This is a genomic window from Pseudomonas sp. 203-8 (assembly GCF_020708595.1).
In the GTDB taxonomy this organism is placed as follows: Bacteria; Pseudomonadota; Gammaproteobacteria; order Pseudomonadales; family Pseudomonadaceae; genus Pseudomonas; species Pseudomonas aeruginosa.
In genome coordinates, this window is sequence record NZ_JAJFDF010000001.1 from 225934 (window position 1) to 246373 (window position 20440).

A 20440-nucleotide genomic window follows, 5' to 3' on the forward strand; every position below is an offset into this window, starting at 1 on the left:
AATCACAGGGGTTTCTTCGCCGTCGCGTCGACGGACGCTTCCGCCGGCACGCGCGGCCGCAGGTGGATGCAGGCGATCGCCAGCGCGCCGATCACGCCGGGCGCGGCGAAGGCCAGGAAGTTCTGCTGGAACGGCAGCTCCAGGGCCAGCAGGCTGCCGCCGAGCATCGGCCCGGCGATGGCGCCGAGGCGGCCGACACCGGCGGCCCAGCCGACCCCGGTGGAGCGCACCCAGGCCGGATAGAACTGCGCGGCGTAGGCATGGATCACCGCCAGGGTGCCGATGGTGGTGGCGCCGGCCACCACCAGCAGGCCGTTGAGCAGCCAGGGGCCTGGCCCCAGGCCGAGGGCCGCCAGGGAGGCCGCGGCCAGGGCGAAGAACAGCACCAGGGTGCGGCCGGCGCCGAGGCGGTCGGCCAGCCAGCCGCCGAACAACGCACCGAGGGTCGCCCCGACATTCAGGGTGACGAGGAACGCCAGGCTCGAACCGAGGGCGTAGCCGCCGCCGGCCATCAGTTTTGGCAACCAGGTGTTGAGCCCGTAGCTCATCAGCATGCACATGGCGAAGGCCACCCACAGCAGCAGGGTGCCCACTGCCTGGCGCCCCTCGAACAACTGGGCGACCCGTCCGCTCGGCGCTTCGGCCGCGACAGCGTTCGCCCGCTCGGCGCCGGGCCGGTAGTCGGGATCGACCTTGCGCAGCAGCGCGTCCAGTTCGGCGCGGCGGCCCTTGAGTTCGAGGAACGCCGCCGACTCCGGCAACCAGCGCAACATCAGCGGCACCGCCAGCACCGGCAGCACCGCCACGTAGAACACCGATTGCCAGCCCCAGGCGGGGATCATGGCGATCGCCAGTAGCGCCGAGAGCACCGCGCCCACCGAGTAGAAGGCCGACATCACCGTGACCAGGGTGCTGCGCCGCCCGGCCGGGGCGAATTCGCTGATCAGGTTGATCGCGCTGGGCACCAGCGCGCCCAGTGCCAGGCCGGTGAAGAAGCGTCCGGCGCCCAGTTCCAGCGGGTCGCGGGCGTGCCCGGTGAGGAAGGCGGCGAGGCTCGCCAGCAGGGTGGTGGCGATCACCAGGCGGCGCCGGCCGAAACGGTCCGCCAGCGGCGCCAGCAGGGTGCCGCCGAAGAGCATGCCGAACAGCGCGCAACTGCCGAGGGTGCCGGCCTGCACCGGGCTCAGCTGCCACTCCTGCATCAGGCGTGGCACCACCGAGCCGTAGATGACCATGTCGTAGCCGTCGAACAGCATGATGAAACACCCCCAGCCGAGGATCAGCCAGTGAGTACGGTTAAAGCGGGCAGCGTCGATCACCGCCGCAGCGGATTGCCTGTTCATACCAACCTCTCTCTTGTTCTTGTTATGGGCGCACGCGGGCGTCGGTCGGCACCGCCCACTCTGGCATGGGGCGGCGCCGTGGAACATCAGGGTTCGATGGTTTGCGTCGGCACCTCGATCAAAACCGGGCGATCAGCGGCCAGGGCATGCTTCAAGGCACCTTCCAGCTCTTCGCGGGTGGCTGCGTGGAGCGCCTCGACGCCATAGCCGCGGGCGATCGCGCAGAAGTCCAGGCCGGGCACGTCGAGCCCCGGCGCATCGGGCACCTCGAGCACCCCGGCGAACCAGCGCAGGGCGCCGTAGGTACCGTTCTTGAGGATGATGAACACCGCCGGCACGCGGTATTGCGCGGCACTCCAGAGCGCGGTGATGCCGTAGTTGGCCGAGCCGTCGCCGATGATCCCGATCACCTGCCGCCGCGGCTGCGCCAGTTGCGCGCCAACCGCCGCCGGCAGGCCGAAGCCGAGGCCGCCGGCGGCCGGGAAGAAGTAGCTGCCCGGCTCGCGCATCTCCACGCGCTGCCAGAAGGCGGTCACGGTGGAAGTCGACTCCTTGACGAAGATGGCGTCGCGCGGCGCCAGCGCATCGATCACGTCGAACACGGTTTCCGGACGCAGCGGTCCGCCCTCCTCGGCCAGCGCCGGCGGTCGCGGCAGCGCCTCGGGCAACGGCCGCGCACTGGGGCGGACCTGTTCGAGCAGTGCCTCGAGGGTCAGCGCGATGTCGCCGACCAACGCGTCGCCCATCGGCGCCCGTGCCGCTTCGCCGGGATCGCAGGTGACCTGCACCAGCTCGGCGCCGGCCGGCAGGTAATCGCCGGGGGCGAACTGGTGATAGCGGAACACCGGCGCGCCGACCACCAGGATCAGGTCGTGGCCGTCCAGCAGCCGGCTGATCCCGGCGATGGCCGCCGGCAGCACGCCGCGGAAGCAGGCATGGCGGGTGGGGAACGGACAACGCGAGGCCGACGGCGCGACCCAGGCCGGCATCCGCAGCTTCTCCGCCAGTTCCACGGCCAGGCCGTTGGCATTCGCCCCGTCGACGTCCGGACCGAGCACCAGCACCGGGTTGCGCGAGCGCGACAGGCGCTCGCCGAGTTCGGCCAGCAATGCCGGCGCGGGCAGCGCGGCGCCGCTGACCTGGCGCGCAGCCAGGTGTTCGACGCCGGCCGGCGCCGGTTGCGCCCAGTCGTCGTAGGGAATCGACAGGTACACCGGCGCCCGCGGCGGCAGGCTGGCGGTCTGGATCGCCTGGCTCAGCGCGCGCGGTACATCCTGGGCGCAGGCCGGCTCGTGGCTCCATTTCACCAGCGGCTTGGGCAGTTGTCCGGCATCGACGTTGGCGAGCATCGCCTCGACCCCGATCATCGAGCGCACCTGCTGCCCGGCGGTGATGACCAGGGGGCTATGGGAGTACCAGGCGTTGGTCAGGGCACCCATACCGTTGCCGGTGCCAGCCGCCGCATGCAGGTTGACGAAGGCCGGGCGGCCGCTGGCCAGGGCGAAGCCATCGGCCATGCCGACCACCGCGCCCTCGTGCAGGCCGAGGATGTAGCGGAAATCCTCGGGAAAGTCCTTGAGGAACGGCAGCTCGTTGGAGCCGGGGTTGCCGAAGACGGTGGTCAGGCCGTGGCGACGGAGGATCTCGTAAGACGCGGAATGGACGGTTTTCATGCAGGCCTTCAAGCTCGTTTCCTGGATTTGCGCTACTGTTGCAGCCGCTCGATAATCAATCAAATCGATACTCTTTCTATAAAAAATAGAACTGGTCTATATGAGTCCGATCGATCTCAACCTGATCCGCACCTTCGTCACCCTCTACGAAGCCGGCAGCGTGACCCTCGCCGCGGAGCGCCTGTTCGTCACCCAGCCATCGGTGAGCTACGCCCTGGCGCGCCTGCGCGAACTGTTCGACGACGCGTTGTTCACCCGCACCCGCGACGGCATCCAGCCGACCTTCGTCGCCGAGCAGCTCTACGGCACCTTCCGCGAGTCGCTGACGCGCATCGAGGGCGCGGTACAGAGCGTTCGCCACTTCGATCCGGCGACCACCGAGCGACGTTTCCGCATCGCCCTCACCGATCTCGGCGAAGTGGGTTTCCTCTCGCTGATCCTCGAACGCCTGACCCGCGACGCGCCGTTCGCCGAAGTGGAAGTGCTGCCGCTGCAGGTGGACGAGGTCGGCGCCTGGCTGAGCAGCGCCAAGGTCGACGCGGCGATTTGCCGCCAGCCGGTGCCCGGCGCGCGCAGCCAGCGGGTCCTGCACGAGCGCTACGTGTGCCTGCTCAGCGACCGCCACCCGCGGATCGGCGACAGCCTGAGCCTGGAGCAGTACCTGGCCGAGCGGCACATCGTGGTGACCCGTACCTCCGGCCACGGCATCGCCGAGGACGTGCTCGAGGCCATGCAGGTGCAGCGCCGCATCAGCCTGCGGGTGCCGCACTTCTCGGTGCTGCCGAAGATCATTCCCGGTACCGAGCTGCTGACCATCCTGCCGGCGCAGATCGCCTATCGCTTCGTCGCCGAAGGCGGCATGCGCATGCTCGAACTGCCCTTCACCCTGCCGCCGTTCGACGTCTCCCTGCACTGGCACGAGAGCAGCGAACGCTCGGCGGCGCTGAACTGGTTCCGCACCACCATCGCCGAGGCAATCATCGCCGCCCAACGCTGAAACGCCGGCGGCCCTCACGCAGCGTCTCCCAGCGTCGGCGAGCGCTCGCGACGCCGCGCACCGAGCAGCGGCAACACGGCGGCCGCGACGACGAACACCGCCGCGAACGCCCCATAGAGGGACAGCGGCTGCCAGCCGTCGTCGAGCAGGAGCCCGGCCACCAGCGGCGAGAGGATCGCCCCGCCGCGACCGACGCCGATCCCCCAGCCGACCCCGGTGGCACGCACCGAAGCGTCGTAGAGGCTCGGCGCCAGGGCATACAGGCCGGCCACGCAGGCGTTGGCGCAAAGCCCGATCAGCAGTCCCAGCGGCAAGGCCGCGCCGGGCAGCCCGGCGCTCAGCGAGAACAGCGCGAGCAGAGCGGCGGTAAGCAGCATGAACAGCGCCAGCACCCGTTCCAGGCGAAAGCGCGCGGCAAGCCCGCCGAGCAAGGCGGCACCGAAGATCCCGCCGATGCTCAGCAGGGTGCCGCCGGTGATGCCCTGGGCGGTGGACAGGCCGGCGGCGACCAGCAGCTTCGGCGTCCAGCTCATGATGAAGTAGAAGCCGAACATCACCAGGAAAAACAGCGCCCAGAGCAGCAGCGTGGTACGTCGCTGGGCAACGCAAAGCAACCGGGCGAGGCGGCTACCGTGCTCCGCTCCGCCACCGGGCGGGCTCGGCAGTTCCGCGAGCGCCGCGCGGCCCAGGCGCCGGGCCAGCGCGTTGACCCGTTGCAACGCCCGCGGCGGCCGGCGCGCCAGGAGGAAGTCCAGCGACTCCGGCAGGCACAGGCAGACCAGCGGGATCACCGCCAGGGTCAGGCCAGCGCCGAAGACGAACACCGAGCGCCAGCCCCAGGCGCCGATCAGCCATACCGCGAGCAGTCCGCCAAGGGTCGCGCCGAGCGCGTAGCCGGTGGACTGCAGGCTTACCGCCAGGCCGCGCCAGCGGCGCGAGGCGTACTCGCTGGCGATCACGTTGCTGCTGGCGAGGATGCCGCCGATACCCAGTCCGGTCAGCCCGCGCAGCAACGCCAGTTGCCAGGCCGCCTGGCTCAGCGCCGAGGCGAGCATGCCCAGGCCCGACAGCGCCAGGCAGGCGAGGATCAGCGGGCGGCGCCCCCAGCGGTCGGCCCAGGGCGCGATGAACAGCGAGCCGGCGGCCATGCCGAAGAGGCCGGCGCTGAGCAGCAGGCCGATCTCGGCGCCGCCAAGGTTCCATTCGGCGGCCACCGAGGATGCGGTGAAGGCCATCACCAGCACGTCGAAGCCATCGATCAGGTTGAGCACGATGCACACAGCCACCGCCAGCCACTGGACCGGACGCATCGGTTCGTCGTCGAGAGCGCGGCGCAAGTCCCGGTTCATGGGCGGCCCTCCCCGAGCGGACAGGAAAGAAGCGACGGCAGGCGGGAGCGAGGCGCGGGAATGCAGGAATCCATCATCGGGAAGACCCTTTTTCTTGTTGTTGTAGGCACGGCAAGCGCAGGCACCCTGGCACCGTTGCGTCGATGCCGCAATCCTATTGGATCCATTTGAGCGACAAGAAAACGGATGGCCAGCGGATATCCCACTGTCAGCGAAATCCGAGAAAGGCTCTGGAACGAGATAATTTGGCAATTTATTCCTGAAGTTTTTTATGTGCGACTATCGAACAGATTATTTTTTGTACAGAATCGGTTGACTTGGAAAAGTTGCCTCGCGAATCATTGGATCCAATTACAAAAACAACGAGAGGATCCGACGATGTTTCCGAAGAACGCCTGGTACGTGGCCTGCACCCCCGACGAACTGGCCGGCAAGCCGCTCGGCCGACGCATCTGCGACGAGCCGATGGTTTTCTACCGAGGCGAGGACGGCCGCGTGGCGGCCCTCGAGGATTTCTGCCCGCACCGTGGCGCGCCGCTGTCGCTGGGCTTCGTCGAGGACGGCGTGCTGGTCTGCGGCTACCACGGCCTGGCAATGGGCGAGGACGGTCGCACCCGCGCGATGCCCGGCCAGCGGGTCCGCGGCTTCCCCTGCATCCGTCGCTTCCCGGTGCAGGAACGGCACGGCTTCGTCTGGGTCTGGCCGGGCGCGGAAGAACAGGCCGACGCCGCGCTGATACCCCGCCTGGAATGGGCGGAAAGCCCCGATTGGGCCTATGGCGGCGGGCTGTACCACATCCACTGCGACTATCGCCTGATGATCGATAACCTGATGGACCTGACCCACGAGACCTATGTCCATGCGTCCAGCATCGGCCAGAAGGAAATCGACGAGGCCGCGCCGACCACGCGGGTGGAAGGCGACGAGGTGATCACCAGCCGCCACATGCAGAATGTCATGGCCCCGCCGTTCTGGCGCATGGCTCTGCGCGGCAACGGCCTGGCCGACGACGTGGCGGTGGACCGCTGGCAGATCTGCCGCTTCACGCCGCCCAGCCACGTGCTGATCGAGGTCGGCGTGGCCCACGCCGGCCACGGCGGCTACCAGGCGCCGGCGGAGCGCAAGGCGGCGAGCATCGTGGTCGACTTCATCACCCCGGAGAGCGCCACTTCCATCTGGTACTTCTGGGGCATGGCGCGCAACTTCCAGGCCCACGACCAGGCGCTCACCGAGAGCATTCGCGAAGGCCAGGGAAAGATCTTCGGCGAAGACCTGGAAATGCTCGAAAGCCAGCAGCGCAACCTGCTGCGCCATCCACGGCGCGACCTGCTGAAACTGAACATCGACGCCGGCGGCGTGCAGGCCCGGCGCATCATCGAGCGCCTGCTGGCGGACGAGCGCCAGGCCGCCGCCCCCAACCGCGCCCAGGCCTGACGGGAGCCTTCGCCATGATCGAGGTCATCGTCGGCGCCATCCGCCTGGAGGCGCAGGATATCCACAGCTTCGAACTGTTCCGGGCCGACGGGGCGGCACTGCCGTCCTTCGAGCCGGGCGCGCACATCGACCTGCACCTGCCCAACGGCCTGGTCCGCCAGTACTCCCTCTGCGGCCCCGCCGAACGGCCGCGCCACTACCGTATCGCCGTACTCCGCTGCCGCGACTCGCGCGGCGGCTCGGCCACGCTGCACGCCGAACTGCGGGTCGGCCAGCGGCTGCGCATCGGCGAGCCGCGCAATCTCTTCCCGCTGTCGCCGGAGCCCGGTCCGCGCCTGCTGTTCGCCGGCGGCATCGGCATTACGCCGCTGCTGGCGATGGCCGAACGCCTGGCCCGCGATGGCGCCGACTTCCAGTTGCACTACTGCGCGCATTCCGCCGAGCGCGCGGCCTTCGTCGACTACCTTGGCCGGTGCGCCTTCGCCGACCGCGTGTACTGCCACTTCGACCACGGCGACAGCAGCCGCCGCGCGGACCTTCGCGCCCTGCTGGCGGCCAGTCCGCGCGACGCCCAGCTATACCTTTGCGGGCCGGCGGGCTTCATGCAGTGGATCGAAGAAAGCGCCCGCGAACTGGGCTGGGAAGCAAGCCGCTTGCATCGCGAGCACTTCGCCGCCGCGCCACGGGACGCCAATGCGGACGGCACCTTCGAAGTGCAGTTGGCGAGCAACGGGGCGCTGATCCGGGTCGCCGCCGGGCAGACCGTGCTGGCGGCCCTGCGCGAAGCTGGGGTGGACCTGCCGGCCTCCTGCGAGCAGGGCATCTGCGGCACCTGTCTGACCCGCGTGCTGGACGGCGAGCCGGAGCATCGCGACCTCTACCTCAGCGAAGAGGAGCAGGCCGCCAACGATTGCTTCACGCCCTGCTGTTCGCGTTCGCGCAGCCCACGGCTGGTGCTGGATCTCTAGTCGGCGGCGACGTCGCCGTGAAGCACGGTGACGCCCTTCCGCGCCGGATCGAAGTAGTCGGCGTAGCGCAAGGTCGCGTTGGCGTGCTCGCGCATGATCGCCTCGGCGCGCGCGCCCTGGCCGTTGACCAGCGCGTCGACCACCGCGTGGTGCTGCATGTGGGCGAAGTTGAAACGGCGGAATTCCTGCTCGAGATTGTCGCGATCCACCGCCAGGGCGCTCACCGAGGCGAACGGCAGGTGGTCGTTGCGCGCCAGCGCCACGGCGATCGCCGGGTTGCCACTGGCCTCGATGATGGTGCGGTGGAAACGCATGTTCATGCGCTGGTAGCGCTCCAGCTCCTCCAGCAGGACCTGGCCGTTGGCGAACAATCGGTCGCCCTCGGCCAGGCATTCCTCCAGGGTCGCCCGTGCCTCGGCGGACAGCCCGCGCTCGGCCGCCTGGCGTGCCGCCAGGCCTTCCAGAACGCCGCGCACCTCGACCGCGCCGGCGATATCCTCGCGGGTCACCGCGCGCACCCTGTAGCCGCGCCCGGTCTTGCACAGCAGGCCTTCCTGCTCGAGGGTACGCAGGGCGATGCGCACCGGCATGCGCGAGACCTGCAGGCGTTCGGCGGTGGGAATCTCGACGATGCGCTCGCCGGCGGCGAGTTCGCCGGAAGCGATCAGCTTGCGTAGCTCGGCCAGCACGCGTTGGCCCGGTTTGCTCATGGAATTCGCTTATTCGATCGGGACGTCCGGGGCATCATAGCGTGCCCCGGCCGCCTCCGCCGGTCAGCTTTCGCGGTGGATGGCGAAGCCGGCCCAGGACTGGCTCACCGGCATGATCTCGAGGCTGTTGATGTTCAGGTGGGCGGGCTGGTTCATGATCCAGAAGATGGTCTCGGCGATGTCTTCCGGCTGGATCGGATGGGCTCCGGCGTAGGTCTTGTCGTAGCGCGCCTGGTCGCCGCCGAAGCGGACCAGGGAGAACTCGCTCTCGCACAACCCCGGCTCGAGGTTGGTCACGCGCACCCCGGTGCCCTGCAGGTCGCAACGCAGGTTCAGGGAGAATTGCTCGACGAAAGCCTTGGTGCCGCCGTAGACATGGCTACCCGGATAGGGCCACTTGCCGGCCACCGAACCCAGGTTGACGATGCTCGCCCCGGCGCCGTGGGCGATCAGCCGCGGCAGCAGCAGGCGCGTGCTGTAGAGCAGGCCCTTGATGTTGGTGTCGACCATGGTGTCCCAGTCGTCCAGGTCGCAGGACTGCGCCGGGTCGGTGCCCAGCGCCAGGCCGGCGTTGTTGATCAGGCCGCGCAGGGTGGCGAACTCTTCCGGCAGGTTGTCCACGGCCGCGCTCATCGCCGCGCGGTCGCGCACGTCCAGGGTCAGCGGCAACACCCGGGTCTTCGCCGAAAGCTCACCGGCCAGGGCTTGCAGACGCTCCTCGCGACGGCCGGTGAGCACCAGCGACCAGCCGGCCTCGGCGAAACGACGGGCGCAGGCTTCGCCGAAGCCTGAGGTGGCGCCGGTGATGAACAGGGTGGACGACATGGGCATCTCCTCGTACGGGGCGGAAAAACGATGTCCGGGGATTCTAGAGCCTCGCCGTGCCCGGTTGGCCATACAGTTGCGCACGAGTTTGCCGAGGCGTCTGCTCAAAAAACGACCAACCTCGCGGAACCCGCACCGTGCCTGGGCCGCAGCGAACAGCCACCAACTTGTCCACAGGGCGTCGCACAGTTTTCCTGAACAACTGTGGCAGCGGGATGACCACGCGTTGGGGATAAGTACCTGGCGCGAGCGCTGTTCATTTTCTGACCAGCCACGCATAACCCTCGCCGATTCGGGGGTTTGGCGGTTCTTACCCACCTTATCCACAAGCCCCCGCACAGAAATCCTGAACAACCTCAGGCGGCGTTATCCACAACCCGGCGCGCGGCGACCAGGTCCTCCAGCGCATAACCCACCGACTTGAACAGGGTGATTTCCCCGGGATCGCCGCGCCGCCCTGCCCCGCTCAGCAAGTCGCGCAGTTCGGTGGATATCGCCTCGCGCCCGATGGCGCCTTCGGCGATCGCCTGCAACAGGTCGCCGGCCTCTTCCAGCGCGCCTGCGCGGGTATCCACCACGACCCGCGCGCGCGCCACCGCCAGGGCGTCGGTCTCGCGCATGGACGGCAGGAAGGCGCCGACCAGGTCGAGATGGACGCCCGGCTTCAGCCATGCGCCGCGCACCAGCGCTTCGCGGGAGGTGGTAACGCAACTGACGCAGTCGGCCGCCTCCACCGCCGCGCGCAACCCGTCGGCCGCTCGCGCCGGGTAGCCCTCCTCGCGCAGCCGGGCGGCCAGCGCGGCGGCCTTGGCCGGATCGCGGCCCCAGATGTCGATGTGGCGATAGTCGCGCACGCAGGCGTGGGCCCGCACCATGTGCGCAGCCAGGGTTCCGCAGCCGACCACCAGCAGGCGCCGCGCATCGTCCCGCGCCAGGTAGTCGGCGGCCAGCGCCGAGCTGCAGGCGGTACGCCGGGCGGTCAGCTCCGAAGCCTCCAGCAACGCCAGTGGGCGACCGTCTTCGCCGTCGAACAGAGCGAACACCGCGGCCACCGCCGGCAGGCCACGCGCCCCATTGCCAGGGAACACCGTCACCAGTTTCACGCCGATCCCCGCGCCGGCTTGCCACACCGGCATCTGTAGCAGCGAGGCCTGCGCCGGCAAGGCATGGCAGTTGCGCAGCGGCGCGCTGCAAGGCTTGGCCAGGCCGATGCGCAACGCCTCGATCAGTTGTGGATAAGCCAGGCGCTCGGCGACCTCGGCGTTGCTGAAAAAGCGCAGGCTGTGCATAAGTCGAGTTTCCTCCGTGGCTCCAGGGCAGCGCCCGCCCCGGCGGCCAGGCAGCCGGGGCGGGGCGTGCTCAATGTCCGCCGAGATAGGCGTTGCGCACCTCCTGGTTGCCGAGCAGTTCTTCGCCGCTGCCGCTCATGCGGATTTCCCCGGTGACCATCACGTAGGCGCGGTCGGAGAGCTTCAGCGCATGGTTGGCGTTCTGCTCGACGAGGAAGATGGTCATGCCGCTCCTGGCCAGCTCGCGCAGGGTCTGGAAGATCTGCTTGACCACGATCGGCGCCAGGCCCAGGGAGGGCTCGTCGAGCAACAGCAACTTCGGCCGGCTCATCAGCGCGCGGGCGATGGCGAGCATCTGCTGCTCGCCGCCGGACATGGTCATGGCGCGCTGGTTGCGCCGCTCCTTCAGGCGCGGGAACAGCTCGAACATGCGCTGCATGTCCTCCTCGGCGTGGTCCATGCCGATGGGAATGGTACCCATCAGCAGGTTTTCCTCGACGCTCATGTCGGGGAACACCCGGCGTCCTTCCGGCGACTGCGCGATGCCGTTGGACGCCACGTAGTGCGCCGACTTCTGGCGGATGTCCTGGCCGCGATAGAGGATCTGCCCGGCCGCCGCGCGCGGCTGGCCGAAGATCGACATCAACAGCGTCGACTTGCCCGCGCCGTTGGCGCCGATCAGGCTCACCGTCTCGCCCTCGTTGACCTGCAGCGAGACCTTCTTCAGCGCCTGGATCGGCCCGTAGAACACGTCCACCTCACGGAATTCCAGCAACGCCGCGCTCATGACAGCTCCTCTTCGTCGGCACCGAGATAGGCGGCGATCACCTTCTCGTCATGGCGGATCTGTTCGGGGTTGCCACGGGCGATCACGTCGCCGTGGTCGAGTACGATGATGTGGTCGGAGATGTTCATCACCATGCCCATGTCATGCTCGATCAGCAGTACGGTGATCCCGTGGTGGTCGCGCAGGTAGCGGACGATGTTGCTCAGGGCGTGGGTCTCGGCCGGGTTGAGGCCGGCGGCCGGTTCGTCCAGGCAGATGAGTTCCGGCCGCGTGCACATGGCCCGGGCGATCTCCAGGCGCCGCTGCTGGCCGTAGGACATCTCGCCGGCCAGGCGGTTGGCGCAGTCCACCAGGTCGACCACCTCCAGCCAGTAGAACGCGTGGTCCAGCGCCTCGCTCTCGGCGCGGCGATAGCCGGGAGTGTTGAGGATGCCGGCGAGCAGGTTGCGGTTGACGAACATGTGCTGCGCCACCAGCAGGTTCTCCACCACCGACATGTCCTTGAACAGGCGGATGTTCTGGAAGGTCCGCGCCAGCCCGGCGCGGTTCACCAGGTGGGTGCCGCCGAACATCTTGTAGTAGAGGCGACTGCCCAGTTGCGGCGGCTTGACGAAGTCGTCCAGCTGGAACGGCTCGCCGAGCACCTGGATGACGTCCGTGGTGCGCCCCTGGGTGTTGAGCAGGATGTTGCCGCCGGTGGCCTTGTAGAAGCCGGTGAGACAGTTGAACACGGTGGTCTTGCCGGCGCCGTTGGGGCCGATCAGCGCGGTGATCGAACCGCGCTCGACGTCGAGGTTGACGTCGTTGAGCGCCTTGATGCCGCCGAAGTGCATCATCAGGTGCTCGACGCTGAGGATCTTGTCGCTCATGGCGCCACCCCCTTGCGCGGGGCGAAGCCCACCCGGCTGATGCGGATCAGCCCGCGCGGCCGCCAGATCATCATCACCACCATGAGTATCCCGAGCAGCAGCACGCGGATGTCGGCGAAGCTGCGCAGCAGCTCCGGCGCCACGGTGAGGACGAAGGCGGCGATCACCACCCCGACCGTCGAGCCCATGCCGCCGAGCACGACGATGGCGAGGATCAGCGCCGACTCGAAGAAGTTGAACGAGGACGGGTTGACGAAGCCCTGGTAGCTGGCGAAGAACACCCCGGCCAGTCCCGCGGTGGAGGCGCCGAGCATGAACGCCGAGAGTTTCACCAGCACATGGTTGAGGCCCATCGCGCGACAGGCGATCTCGTCCTCGCGCAGCGCCTCCCAGGCGCGCCCGACCGGCATCCGGGTCAGCCGGTGCTTGATGTAGAGCACCAGCAGCACGACCAGGAACAGCACCACGTAGATGAACAGGAACTTCATGTTGGGGTTGTAGGCGATGCCGAGGAACTCGTGGATCGGCACCCCGCCATCCTTGGCCCGGCGGCCGAACTCCAGGCCGAGGAAGGTCGGCGCCGGCGCCGGCATGCCGTTCGGCCCGCCGGTGAAGGACAGCCAGTTGTTCAGTACCAGGCGGATGATCTCGCCGAAGCCCAGGGTGACGATCGCCAGGTAGTCGCCATGCATGCGCAACACCGGGAAGCCGAGGATCGCCCCGGCCACCGCGGCGGTCAGCGCGGCCAGCGGCAGGACGGTCCAGAAGCCCAGGCCGAGGTACTGGTAGCCCAGCGCCAGGCCATAGGCGCCAATGGCGTAGAAGGCCACGTAGCCGAGGTCGAGCAGCCCGGCGAGGCCGACCACGATGTTCAGGCCCAGGCCCAGCAGCACGTAGATCAGGCCGAGGATGACCACCGCCAGCAGGTACTTGCTGGCGAAGAACGGGAAGATCACCGCGGCCACCAGGATCAGCGGCACGATCCAGCGCAAGCGGGTCTTGTAGCCCGGCGGCAGGACGTGGACGCCGCTGCCAGCCCCCTCGAAGCGCTCCAGCACGGCGCGCCCGCCGCGGGTCTGCAGGTAGAGGCTGAGCAGGAAGCGCCCGGCCATCACGATCGCGATGATCCAGCCGACCCGCTCGTAATGCAGGTTGAAGCCGTAGCCGTCGAGGACCACGCCGACGATGGGGCCGAACACCACCAGGGCGATCAACCCGGAGAGCACGGCATCGAGGACGCACTGCTTGAGATCGATGGAAGTCTCGTTGCTCATCGTCGTCCCCTTACACCTTGGCGATCTGCGGGCGGCCGAGCAGGCCCTGGGGACGGAAGATCAGGATCAGTACCAGCAACGAGAAGGCGAACACGTCCTTGTAGTCGGTGTTGACCATCCCCGAGAACTGCGCCTCGGCCACTCCCAGCACCAGGCCGCCGAGCATCGCCCCGGGCAGCGAGCCGATGCCGCCGAGCACCGCCGCGGTGAACGCCTTGATGCCGATGATGAAGCCGGCGTAGAAGTCGAAGGTGCCGTAGTTCATGGTGATCAGCACCCCGGCCAGGGCGGCCATCGCCGCGCCGATGACGAACACGTAGGAGATCACCCGGTCGGTGTTGATCCCCAGGATCGAAGCCATCTTGCGGTCCTGCTGGGTCGCCCGGCACATGCGCCCGAGCTTGGTGTAGCGGATCACGTAGGTCAGCACCGCCATGCCGATCAGCGAAGCGATCAGGATGAACAGCTTGGTGTAGGTGAGCTGGACGAAACCGTCGCCGACGTGGAATTTCAGGGCGCCGTCGAGCAGGGTCGGGATCCCCTGCTGGCGCGGTCCCTGCGCCACCTGCACGTAGTTCTGCAGGATCAGCGACATGCCGATCGCCGAGATCAGCGGCGCCAGGCGCGTGGAGTTGCGCAGCGGCTTGTAGGCGATGCGCTCGATCACCCAGCCGTAGGTGCAGGTCACCAGCACGGTGAACAGCAAGGTGCCGAGGATCAGCAGCGGGAAGTTCTGCAGGCCGAAGAAGGCCAGCAGGGCAAGGGCGATGGCCGACAGGTAGGCGGAGATCATGTACACCTCGCCGTGGGCGAAGTTGATCATGCCGATGATGCCGTAGACCATGGTGTAGCCGATGGCGATGAGGCCGTAGACCGAGCCAAGGGTCAGCCCGTTGATCATTTGCTGGAGGAAGATGCCGTCCATTTTTCAGTCTCTTCAGGGCGAATCGCGACGGCCTTTGTAAGGCGCGCCGGCGCTCGCCGGTGAAAGCGGACGGGTGCTACTGAAACGGCCCCGGATCGCGGGACTCCAGACCGACCACACGCAGACGTCTTCGGTGAATCCGCACTACGGCGGCAAGCACGGGCGAGCACTTCAGCAGCTCCCGGACTTACCCATGCGCCGGGCCTGTGCCCGGCGCATGGCGGTCGAGCGCGATCAGGGCAACTGGTGGTACTTGCCCTTGTCGTCCCACTCGTAGACCACGTAGTCGGAGACTTTCAGGTCGCCCTTCTTGTCCCATTCCTTCTTGCCCATCACGGTCTGCACCGGATGCGACTTCAGCCACTCGGCGGCCTTGGCCGGATCGTTGGCGCCGGCGCCGTTGAAGGCCGCCGCCAGGGACTGGATCGAGGCGTAGGAGTAGAGGGTGTAGCCTTCCGGCTCGAAACCGCCGGCACGGAATTTCTCCACCACCGCCTTGCCGTCGGGGATCAGCCGCGGGTCGGCGCCGAAGGTCATCAGCACGCCCTTGACGTACTGCGGACCGCCGGCGGTGGTCGCCAGTTCGTCGGTGACCACGCCGTCGTCGGACATGAACTTGGCGGTCAGTCCCTGTTCGCGCATCTGCCGTACCAGCGGACCGGCTTCCGGATGCAGGCCGCCGAAGTAGACGACCTCGGCACCGGAGGCGCGGATCTTGGTGACCAGCGCGTTGAAGTCCTTCTCGCCGCGAGTCAGGCCCTCGTAGAGAACCTCTTTCACGCCGAGCTTGTTCAGTTGCGCCCTGGTGGCGTCCGCCAGGCCCTGGCCGTAGGTGTCCTTGTCATGGATCACCGCGACCTTCTTGGCCTTGAGCACGTTGACGATATAGTCGCCGGCGACCACGCCCTGCTGGTCGTCGCGGCCGCACATGCGGAACATCCCGGAGAGTCCGCGCTCGGTGACCTGCGGGTTGGTGGAACCGGGGGTGATGGCGATGATCCCGGCCTCGTCGTAGACCTCGGATGCGGGGATGGTCGAAGAAGAGCAGAAATGGCCGACCACGGCGATGGCCTTGTCCTGGTCCACCAGGCGGTTGGCCACGGCCACGGCCTGCTTCGGTTCGCAGGCGTCGTCGGCCTTGACCAGCTTGATCTTCTCGCCGTTGATCCCACCCGCCGCGTTGATGTCTTCCGCCGCCTGGGACGCGCCGCGCCAGTATTGCTCGCCGAAGGAGGCGTTGGCGCCGGTATGCGGTCCGGCCACGCCGATCACGACGTCGGCCAGCGCATGCGTGGAAAGACCCATCACGGATGAAACCGCGAGAGCCAGGATGCCTTTTCTGAACAGCTTCTTGGACATGGGGTGTTGCTCCTGAGGATGATGTTGGCGCTCGTAACTACGATGTTGTTGTTGTGTTTCGCTCAACAGGCAGAGCAAGCGGCGTGCCATTCGTTTTTTTCCTGAGTGGCCGGCCACAAGAACTTTAGCCCTCCTTTCCGTTTTTATCTTTGTTATTGGAAATCAGTCATTTAGGCATTTCTCCGAATCCCCTTCGGAGAGCTACAGCCCAGGCTTCACAAGGCCTGAACCGTTCCTAGGAATAACTCTACAACGATATTGAAGCGGTTAGAAACTGCACGTCACTGGTGCGTTCCACGCACTAATTGAGGTCCTCTTTTTCAATGAAAGTGCAGGACAGAGCGGTTTTTAAAATTAATATGAACATGAACTTCCCGTAATTCGGTACTTGGCGGAAAAAGTCGATTCGAATACGACATGAACATATCCGTTAGCGACGCCACGTTCGGCGCAAAACCCTGTGACGGATTCGTCATAAGCCAGCGAATGCTCTATCGCGAGACTTGCCGGCAGTAATAAGCGTCGCGCGGCACTCCGGCAAGCGAGCTTTCCTCCCCACGTCATTCCGTTTATTCATATAACGCGTTCCGCCCGCTCCACCCGCGCCAGGAAACCCGCCATGCTGAACAAACGCCGCCTGCCGTCGATGACCGCCCTGCAATGCTTCGAAGCGGTAGCCCGGCACCTGAGCTTCACCCGCGCCGCCGAAGAGTTGAGCCTGACCCAGAGCGCCATGAGCAAGCAGGTCGCGCAACTCGAGGAGCAACTGCAGCACGCCCTGTTCCGCCGGGTGCGCAAGCGCTTGCAACTGACCCCGGCCGGCGAGCTGTACCTGGCCGAGGTACGACGCATCCTGCAACAGGTAGAGCTGTCCACCCGCTTCCTGCTTTCCTACGGCGGCGAGACCGAAGTGCTGCGAGTGGCGACCCCGCCGACCTTCGGCGCGCGCTGGCTGATCCCGCAACTGAACGGCTGGCGCCACCGCCACCCGAACATCCACCTCGACCTGCGCCAGGAACTGGAACCGGACGACCTGCGCCAGGGCCATTGCGACCTGGCGTTCTTCTTCGGCCCCGGCACCCTGCCGGGCGCCGAGTGCATCCGCCTGTTCGGCGAACAACTGGTGGCGGTCTGCGCGCCATCCCTGTTGCCGGCCGGCGGACTGGACGAACCGACCCAACTGGCGGAGCTGGTGCTGCTGCAGAACGCCAGCCGCGCGGAGGCCTGGCACGACTGGTTCGCCAGCCTGGAGCGAAATTGCCAGGGTTGCTACCACGGTCCACGCTTCGACACCTTCTACATGTGCATCCGCGCCGCCCAGGCCGGTTGCGGGGTAGCCCTGCTACCGCGCTTCCTGGTCGAGGAGGAACTCGCCGAAGGCAAGCTGGCGATCGCCTGGCCGCACGCCCTGCCCAGCCAGGAGGCCTACTACCTGGCCTATCCCGAGCATGCCGCGGAAGTCCCCAAGGTGCGCCATTTCATCGAGTGGATGGTAGAGCGCCTGGAGCAGGAGCAACCCTCAGCGGGCCCCCGCCAGACGCGCCACGGCCCGGTTTGACGTTTCCGCTGCGCGGAACCATCTTTACTCTCACTCGGTTCACCTCGGAACGTCCCATGCTCACTGGCGTCACGGTTCGAATCCGCCTGCTGGTCCTGGCGCTGCTACCGCTGACGATGCTCGTCACGGTCATCGCGATGGCGCTGGCCAACGCCAGTCGACTCGATGCCAGCTTCCAGGACCTTTTCAACAACCGGATGAAGCCCATCAGCCAGCTCAAGATCGTCGCCGACGCCGTTGCGGTCAGCGTGGTCGACGCCCTGCACAAGTACCGTGCGGGGGTCTTCGATGAAGAGCGCCTGCAGCAGGAGTTGAGTGGGGCGCTGTCGCGCATCGAGAAGTCGTGGGCCGACTATTCCGCAGACCACCGGACTGCCGCCGAGAAGGAAATCATCGAGTCGCTGGTCCCCACCCTGGAACGGGTCAAGCGGATGACCCTGGCATACGGCGAGCAGGCCAGGGCCGGAAGCCTGCGAAACGTCGAGGCCGGCACGTTCAATCGCGAGATGTATGGTGCGTTCGATCCGCTGGGAACCGCGCTGTCGACGCTGATCGACCTGCAGCTCAGTGAAGGCGCCAAGCTCAACGAGCAGATGGAGAAACGCTACGACTCCATGCGCACCACCTTCCTGCTCATCGGCGCCGCAGCCCTGGTCCTCATCGTCGCCGCGGCCTGGTTCATCAGCCTGTCGATCATGCGCCCGCTTTCCGATCTGCGCGGGGTGATCCGCCGCGTGCAGGACTCCTCGAATCTCACGCTCCGCGCCGATGCGCGCGGGCGCGACGAAGTGTCCGATACGGCGCGCGCCTTCAATATGATGCTGGAAAGCCAGCAGGCGCTGCTTCGGCATCTCGCCGAGACAGCCAGGAAGCTCACCATCACCTCGGACGAGATGAGTGCCATCAGCAACCAGGTCAGCCATGTCGCCACGTCCCAGGGCGACCAGACCGACATGGTCGCCACGGCGGTACACCAGATGAGCATGGCGGTCCAGGACGTGGCGCGGAACGCCCAGGCCGCCGCAGCCAGCGCGGAATCGGCGAACAGCGAGGCGCACACCGGAACCGGACTCGTGCATGCGAACCTCGACGCCATCCAGGGCCTGTCGGTCATGGTCGGAGAGGCGGGAGCCGTCATCGACACGCTACGCAACAAGACCGAGGAAATCAGCACCGTTCTGGAAGTCATCCAGAACATCGCCCAGCAAACCAACCTGCTCGCCCTCAATGCCGCGATAGAAGCCGCACGGGCGGGCGAGGCCGGACGCGGGTTCGCGGTGGTCGCCGATGAAGTGCGCAGCCTGGCCACCAATACGCACAAGGCCACCGAAACCATCCGCGAGATGATCGAAGCCCTGCAGGCAGGCGCCAGCAGCGCGGTCAGCGTGATGCAGCAGTCACGCGAGCAGGCCCAGGTCAGCCTCCAGCGCGCCCACGAGGCGGGAAAGGCGCTCGGTCTCATCGCCCAGGCGGTCGAAGGTATCGCCCAGAGCAACGCGCAGATATCCACGGCGACGGAAGAACAGACCGCCACCGCGAGCGAGGTCAGCCAGAACATCGACTCGCTCAATGCCAGCATCGGCGAAGTCGCCGAGGGCGCGGTGAAGACCTCCACCTCCAGTGTCGAGCTGGCGAAGCTGGCAAACGGACTGGAGCAGCAGATCCAGCGCTTCACCGTCTAGCAAGCGCGGCAGGGAGCGGCCTCACCGGCCCTGCCGCACCCGTTTGTCAGGACGCCAGCAGGCTGCGGTCGAAAACGAAGGCGCCGCCCGGCTTCGGGGTGAAATGCAGGATGTGTTGCGGGCGCCCCATGGGCGGACGCTGGCGTTCGCCGGTGTCCTCGACCCAGCCAGCCTCCTTCATCCGCTCCAGGCGCCCGCGCAGGCTGGAATGCTGGACTTCCTGGCCGATGGCGCACTCGAAGGCCTTCAGCGCCTCGGCCACGGTGAAGCGCGGCGCCAGCAGGAACAGCGGCAGGGCGCTGTACACCGACTTGCTCGCCAGGCGCTCGCAGGCCTGCTGTACCAGTTGGGCGTGGTCGAACGGCAGGGCGAAGCGCTCGCTGCGAACGTCGCGCAGCGGCACGAAGTCGAGGTCGTCGTCCTCCACCCGGGTGTCCGGACCGACCAGCACCAGGTAGAACACGCTCAGCGACCAGCCGCGCGGGTCGCGTACCGCGTTGCCGACCGTGGCCACCTGCTCGATGTAGGCCGGCTCCAGCCGCGCCTTGTCGCGCAGGGCGCGCACCGCCGCGTCGTCGAGGCTGTGGTCGGCGCTGCGGCCGTTGACCAGCACGCCGGGCAAGGCCCACTGGCCGGCGAAAGGCGCCTGGGCGCGGCGGATCAGCAACAGCTCCAGTCCGTGCCCGGGGTTCAGGCGCAACGCCACGATATCCACGCTGGCCAATACTTCCGCTGAACTCATCGTCACTCCTCTCTTCAGCCCGCCTGGCGTTCGCCGCCATAGCAGTGCAGTTCGTCCTTCACTTCCGGCAGGCACCAGGCCTCCGGTACCGCCAGCCCTTCACGCAGGCGCTGGCGGATCATCGAGCTGTGCAGCGGCAGCCGCTCCTCCGCCACCAGCCGGCCGAAGCGCCAGCACAATTCGGCGGCGCGTTCGAAGCGCGGCAGCTCCGCCTCGTTGTCGGCGCCGATCAGCAGGGCGATCCGCGGTGACGCCAGGCCGCTACGCGCGGCCAGCGCTTCCAGCAGGTCGATGCTGTAGACCGCCGGACAATCAGGCATCAATCCTGCTTCGATCGGTTCGCAATACACCCGCCGCGGATCGATCCGCCGGGCCAGCCGCGCCAGCCAGCGGCAGCGCAGCTCGAAATCGCCCATGCGCTTGCCGAAGGCGTGGCGGTGGCTCGGCACCAGGGCGACCCGTTCGGCGCAAAGCAGCGCCCGGCGGATCACCGACTCATGGCCGGGGTGCGGCGGGTCGAACGCCCCACCGTAGACCGCGAGGGCGAAGTCGGGGGCGCGTCCGCCGCTCATCCCGGCAGGCAGTCGGCGAATCCGGTAACTTATTTCATCACGCATAGAAAATACCTTCCACTGCGAAATTTTGTAGTACAAGTG

Annotated in this window: 18 protein-coding genes; 5 read left to right on the top strand and 13 right to left on the bottom strand. The window is 67.3% G+C overall.

Going from position 1 to position 20440, the window contains the following annotated elements:
* Positions 1-2: 2 nt before the first annotated feature.
* Positions 3-1343: an MFS transporter gene (locus tag LJF27_RS01080; RefSeq protein ID WP_003112299.1), complete on the bottom strand. Its 1341-nt coding sequence runs from the start codon at positions 1341-1343 to the stop codon at positions 3-5.
* Positions 1344-1429: 86 nt separating this feature from the next.
* Positions 1430-3016: a benzoylformate decarboxylase gene (mdlC, locus tag LJF27_RS01085; RefSeq protein WP_003099962.1), complete on the bottom strand. Its 1587-nt coding sequence runs from the start codon at positions 3014-3016 to the stop codon at positions 1430-1432.
* A gap of 100 nt (positions 3017-3116) precedes the next feature.
* Between mdlC and LJF27_RS01090 the strand changes: the two genes are divergently transcribed.
* A complete protein-coding gene (locus LJF27_RS01090; protein WP_003095545.1) occupies positions 3117-4013 on the top strand; it encodes a LysR family transcriptional regulator in 897 nt (298 codons plus the stop codon).
* Between the two features lie 14 nt (positions 4014-4027).
* On the opposite strand, the gene LJF27_RS01095 is transcribed toward LJF27_RS01090, so the two are convergent.
* Entirely contained in the window at positions 4028-5362 is a 1335-nt protein-coding gene (locus LJF27_RS01095; RefSeq protein WP_014834148.1) for an MFS transporter, read from the bottom strand.
* A 378-nt stretch (positions 5363-5740) separates the two neighbouring features.
* Here LJF27_RS01095 and LJF27_RS01100 point away from each other — a divergent pair, with 378 nt between their 5' ends.
* Entirely contained in the window at positions 5741-6796 is a 1056-nt protein-coding gene (locus LJF27_RS01100) for an aromatic ring-hydroxylating oxygenase subunit alpha (protein WP_003099966.1), read from the top strand.
* Positions 6797-6810: 14 nt separating this feature from the next.
* Positions 6811-7764: a PDR/VanB family oxidoreductase gene (locus LJF27_RS01105; RefSeq protein WP_004347710.1), complete on the top strand. Its 954-nt coding sequence runs from the start codon at positions 6811-6813 to the stop codon at positions 7762-7764.
* Here the strand turns inward: LJF27_RS01105 and LJF27_RS01110 are convergent.
* The 8 genes from LJF27_RS01110 to LJF27_RS01145 form a co-directional block, all read right to left on the bottom strand.
* Positions 7761-8474: a GntR family transcriptional regulator gene (locus LJF27_RS01110; protein WP_003109450.1), complete on the bottom strand. Its 714-nt coding sequence runs from the start codon at positions 8472-8474 to the stop codon at positions 7761-7763. The genes LJF27_RS01105 and LJF27_RS01110 overlap by 4 nt on opposite strands.
* Positions 8475-8537: 63 nt before the next feature.
* Positions 8538-9299: an SDR family oxidoreductase gene (locus LJF27_RS01115; RefSeq protein ID WP_003095557.1), complete on the bottom strand. Its 762-nt coding sequence runs from the start codon at positions 9297-9299 to the stop codon at positions 8538-8540.
* A 356-nt stretch (positions 9300-9655) separates the two neighbouring features.
* Positions 9656-10588, bottom strand: a complete 933-nt coding sequence (locus LJF27_RS01120) for an ornithine cyclodeaminase family protein (RefSeq protein WP_003116180.1) — start codon at positions 10586-10588, stop codon at positions 9656-9658.
* 70 nt (positions 10589-10658) lie between these two features.
* Positions 10659-11375: an ABC transporter ATP-binding protein gene (locus LJF27_RS01125; RefSeq protein ID WP_003095563.1), complete on the bottom strand. Its 717-nt coding sequence runs from the start codon at positions 11373-11375 to the stop codon at positions 10659-10661.
* Positions 11372-12244, bottom strand: coding sequence for an ATP-binding cassette domain-containing protein (locus LJF27_RS01130; protein WP_003095566.1), 873 nt, complete (start codon positions 12242-12244; stop codon positions 11372-11374). Before LJF27_RS01130 ends, LJF27_RS01125 begins: the two co-directional genes overlap by 4 nt.
* Entirely contained in the window at positions 12241-13518 is a 1278-nt protein-coding gene (gene livM / locus LJF27_RS01135) for a high-affinity branched-chain amino acid ABC transporter permease LivM (protein ID WP_003099983.1), read from the bottom strand. The genes LJF27_RS01130 and livM overlap by 4 nt, the downstream gene beginning before the upstream one ends.
* A 10-nt stretch (positions 13519-13528) precedes the next feature.
* Positions 13529-14443: an ABC transporter permease subunit gene (locus LJF27_RS01140; RefSeq protein ID WP_003095571.1), complete on the bottom strand. Its 915-nt coding sequence runs from the start codon at positions 14441-14443 to the stop codon at positions 13529-13531.
* Positions 14444-14677: 234 nt separating this feature from the next.
* Entirely contained in the window at positions 14678-15802 is a 1125-nt protein-coding gene (locus LJF27_RS01145; protein WP_003116179.1) for a branched-chain amino acid ABC transporter substrate-binding protein, read from the bottom strand.
* A gap of 619 nt (positions 15803-16421) precedes the next feature.
* Between LJF27_RS01145 and LJF27_RS01150 the strand changes: the two genes are divergently transcribed.
* Both LJF27_RS01150 and LJF27_RS01155 read left to right on the top strand, forming a co-directional pair.
* Positions 16422-17360 (top strand): LysR substrate-binding domain-containing protein, encoded by a 939-nt coding sequence (locus LJF27_RS01150; protein ID WP_012614609.1) that lies wholly within the window; start codon positions 16422-16424, stop codon positions 17358-17360.
* 56 nt (positions 17361-17416) lie between these two features.
* The gene (locus LJF27_RS01155) at positions 17417-19042 is read left to right on the top strand and encodes a methyl-accepting chemotaxis protein (RefSeq protein ID WP_003116177.1); all 1626 of its coding nucleotides are present in this window, start codon (positions 17417-17419) and stop codon (positions 19040-19042) included.
* Positions 19043-19088: 46 nt separating this feature from the next.
* Here LJF27_RS01155 and LJF27_RS01160 read toward each other — a convergent pair whose 3' ends face one another.
* On the bottom strand, positions 19089-19784 hold the full coding sequence (locus tag LJF27_RS01160) for an NUDIX domain-containing protein (protein WP_003116176.1): 696 nt from the start codon (positions 19782-19784) through the stop codon (positions 19089-19091).
* A 14-nt stretch (positions 19785-19798) separates the two neighbouring features.
* On the bottom strand, positions 19799-20401 hold the full coding sequence (locus tag LJF27_RS01165) for an adenylyltransferase/cytidyltransferase family protein (RefSeq protein WP_003125444.1): 603 nt from the start codon (positions 20399-20401) through the stop codon (positions 19799-19801).
* Positions 20402-20440: the final 39 nt, after the last annotated feature.

What these genes read in the sequence shown, in the direction of transcription:
- mdlC (WP_003099962.1), bottom strand. Translation starts at nt 3,016, where the DNA reads ATGAAAACCGTCCATTCCGCGTCTTACGAGATCCTCCGTCGCCACGGC.
- LJF27_RS01095 (WP_014834148.1), bottom strand. Translation starts at nt 5,362, where the DNA reads ATGAACCGGGACTTGCGCCGCGCTCTCGACGACGAACCGATGCGTCCG.
- LJF27_RS01125 (WP_003095563.1), bottom strand. Translation starts at nt 11,375, where the DNA reads ATGAGCGCGGCGTTGCTGGAATTCCGTGAGGTGGACGTGTTCTACGGG.
- LJF27_RS01120 (WP_003116180.1), bottom strand. Translation starts at nt 10,588, where the DNA reads ATGCACAGCCTGCGCTTTTTCAGCAACGCCGAGGTCGCCGAGCGCCTG.
- LJF27_RS01110 (WP_003109450.1), bottom strand. Translation starts at nt 8,474, where the DNA reads ATGAGCAAACCGGGCCAACGCGTGCTGGCCGAGCTACGCAAGCTGATC.
- LJF27_RS01165 (WP_003125444.1), bottom strand. Translation starts at nt 20,401, where the DNA reads ATGCGTGATGAAATAAGTTACCGGATTCGCCGACTGCCTGCCGGGATG.
- LJF27_RS01080 (WP_003112299.1), bottom strand. Translation starts at nt 1,343, where the DNA reads ATGAACAGGCAATCCGCTGCGGCGGTGATCGACGCTGCCCGCTTTAAC.
- LJF27_RS01140 (WP_003095571.1), bottom strand. Translation starts at nt 14,443, where the DNA reads ATGGACGGCATCTTCCTCCAGCAAATGATCAACGGGCTGACCCTTGGC.
- LJF27_RS01130 (WP_003095566.1), bottom strand. Translation starts at nt 12,244, where the DNA reads ATGAGCGACAAGATCCTCAGCGTCGAGCACCTGATGATGCACTTCGGC.
- LJF27_RS01090 (WP_003095545.1), top strand. Translation starts at nt 3,117, where the DNA reads ATGAGTCCGATCGATCTCAACCTGATCCGCACCTTCGTCACCCTCTAC.
- LJF27_RS01160 (WP_003116176.1), bottom strand. Translation starts at nt 19,784, where the DNA reads ATGAGTTCAGCGGAAGTATTGGCCAGCGTGGATATCGTGGCGTTGCGC.
- LJF27_RS01105 (WP_004347710.1), top strand. Translation starts at nt 6,811, where the DNA reads ATGATCGAGGTCATCGTCGGCGCCATCCGCCTGGAGGCGCAGGATATC.
- LJF27_RS01115 (WP_003095557.1), bottom strand. Translation starts at nt 9,299, where the DNA reads ATGTCGTCCACCCTGTTCATCACCGGCGCCACCTCAGGCTTCGGCGAA.
- LJF27_RS01150 (WP_012614609.1), top strand. Translation starts at nt 16,422, where the DNA reads ATGCTGAACAAACGCCGCCTGCCGTCGATGACCGCCCTGCAATGCTTC.
- LJF27_RS01155 (WP_003116177.1), top strand. Translation starts at nt 17,417, where the DNA reads ATGCTCACTGGCGTCACGGTTCGAATCCGCCTGCTGGTCCTGGCGCTG.
- livM (WP_003099983.1), bottom strand. Translation starts at nt 13,518, where the DNA reads ATGAGCAACGAGACTTCCATCGATCTCAAGCAGTGCGTCCTCGATGCC.
- LJF27_RS01100 (WP_003099966.1), top strand. Translation starts at nt 5,741, where the DNA reads ATGTTTCCGAAGAACGCCTGGTACGTGGCCTGCACCCCCGACGAACTG.
- LJF27_RS01145 (WP_003116179.1), bottom strand. Translation starts at nt 15,802, where the DNA reads ATGTCCAAGAAGCTGTTCAGAAAAGGCATCCTGGCTCTCGCGGTTTCA.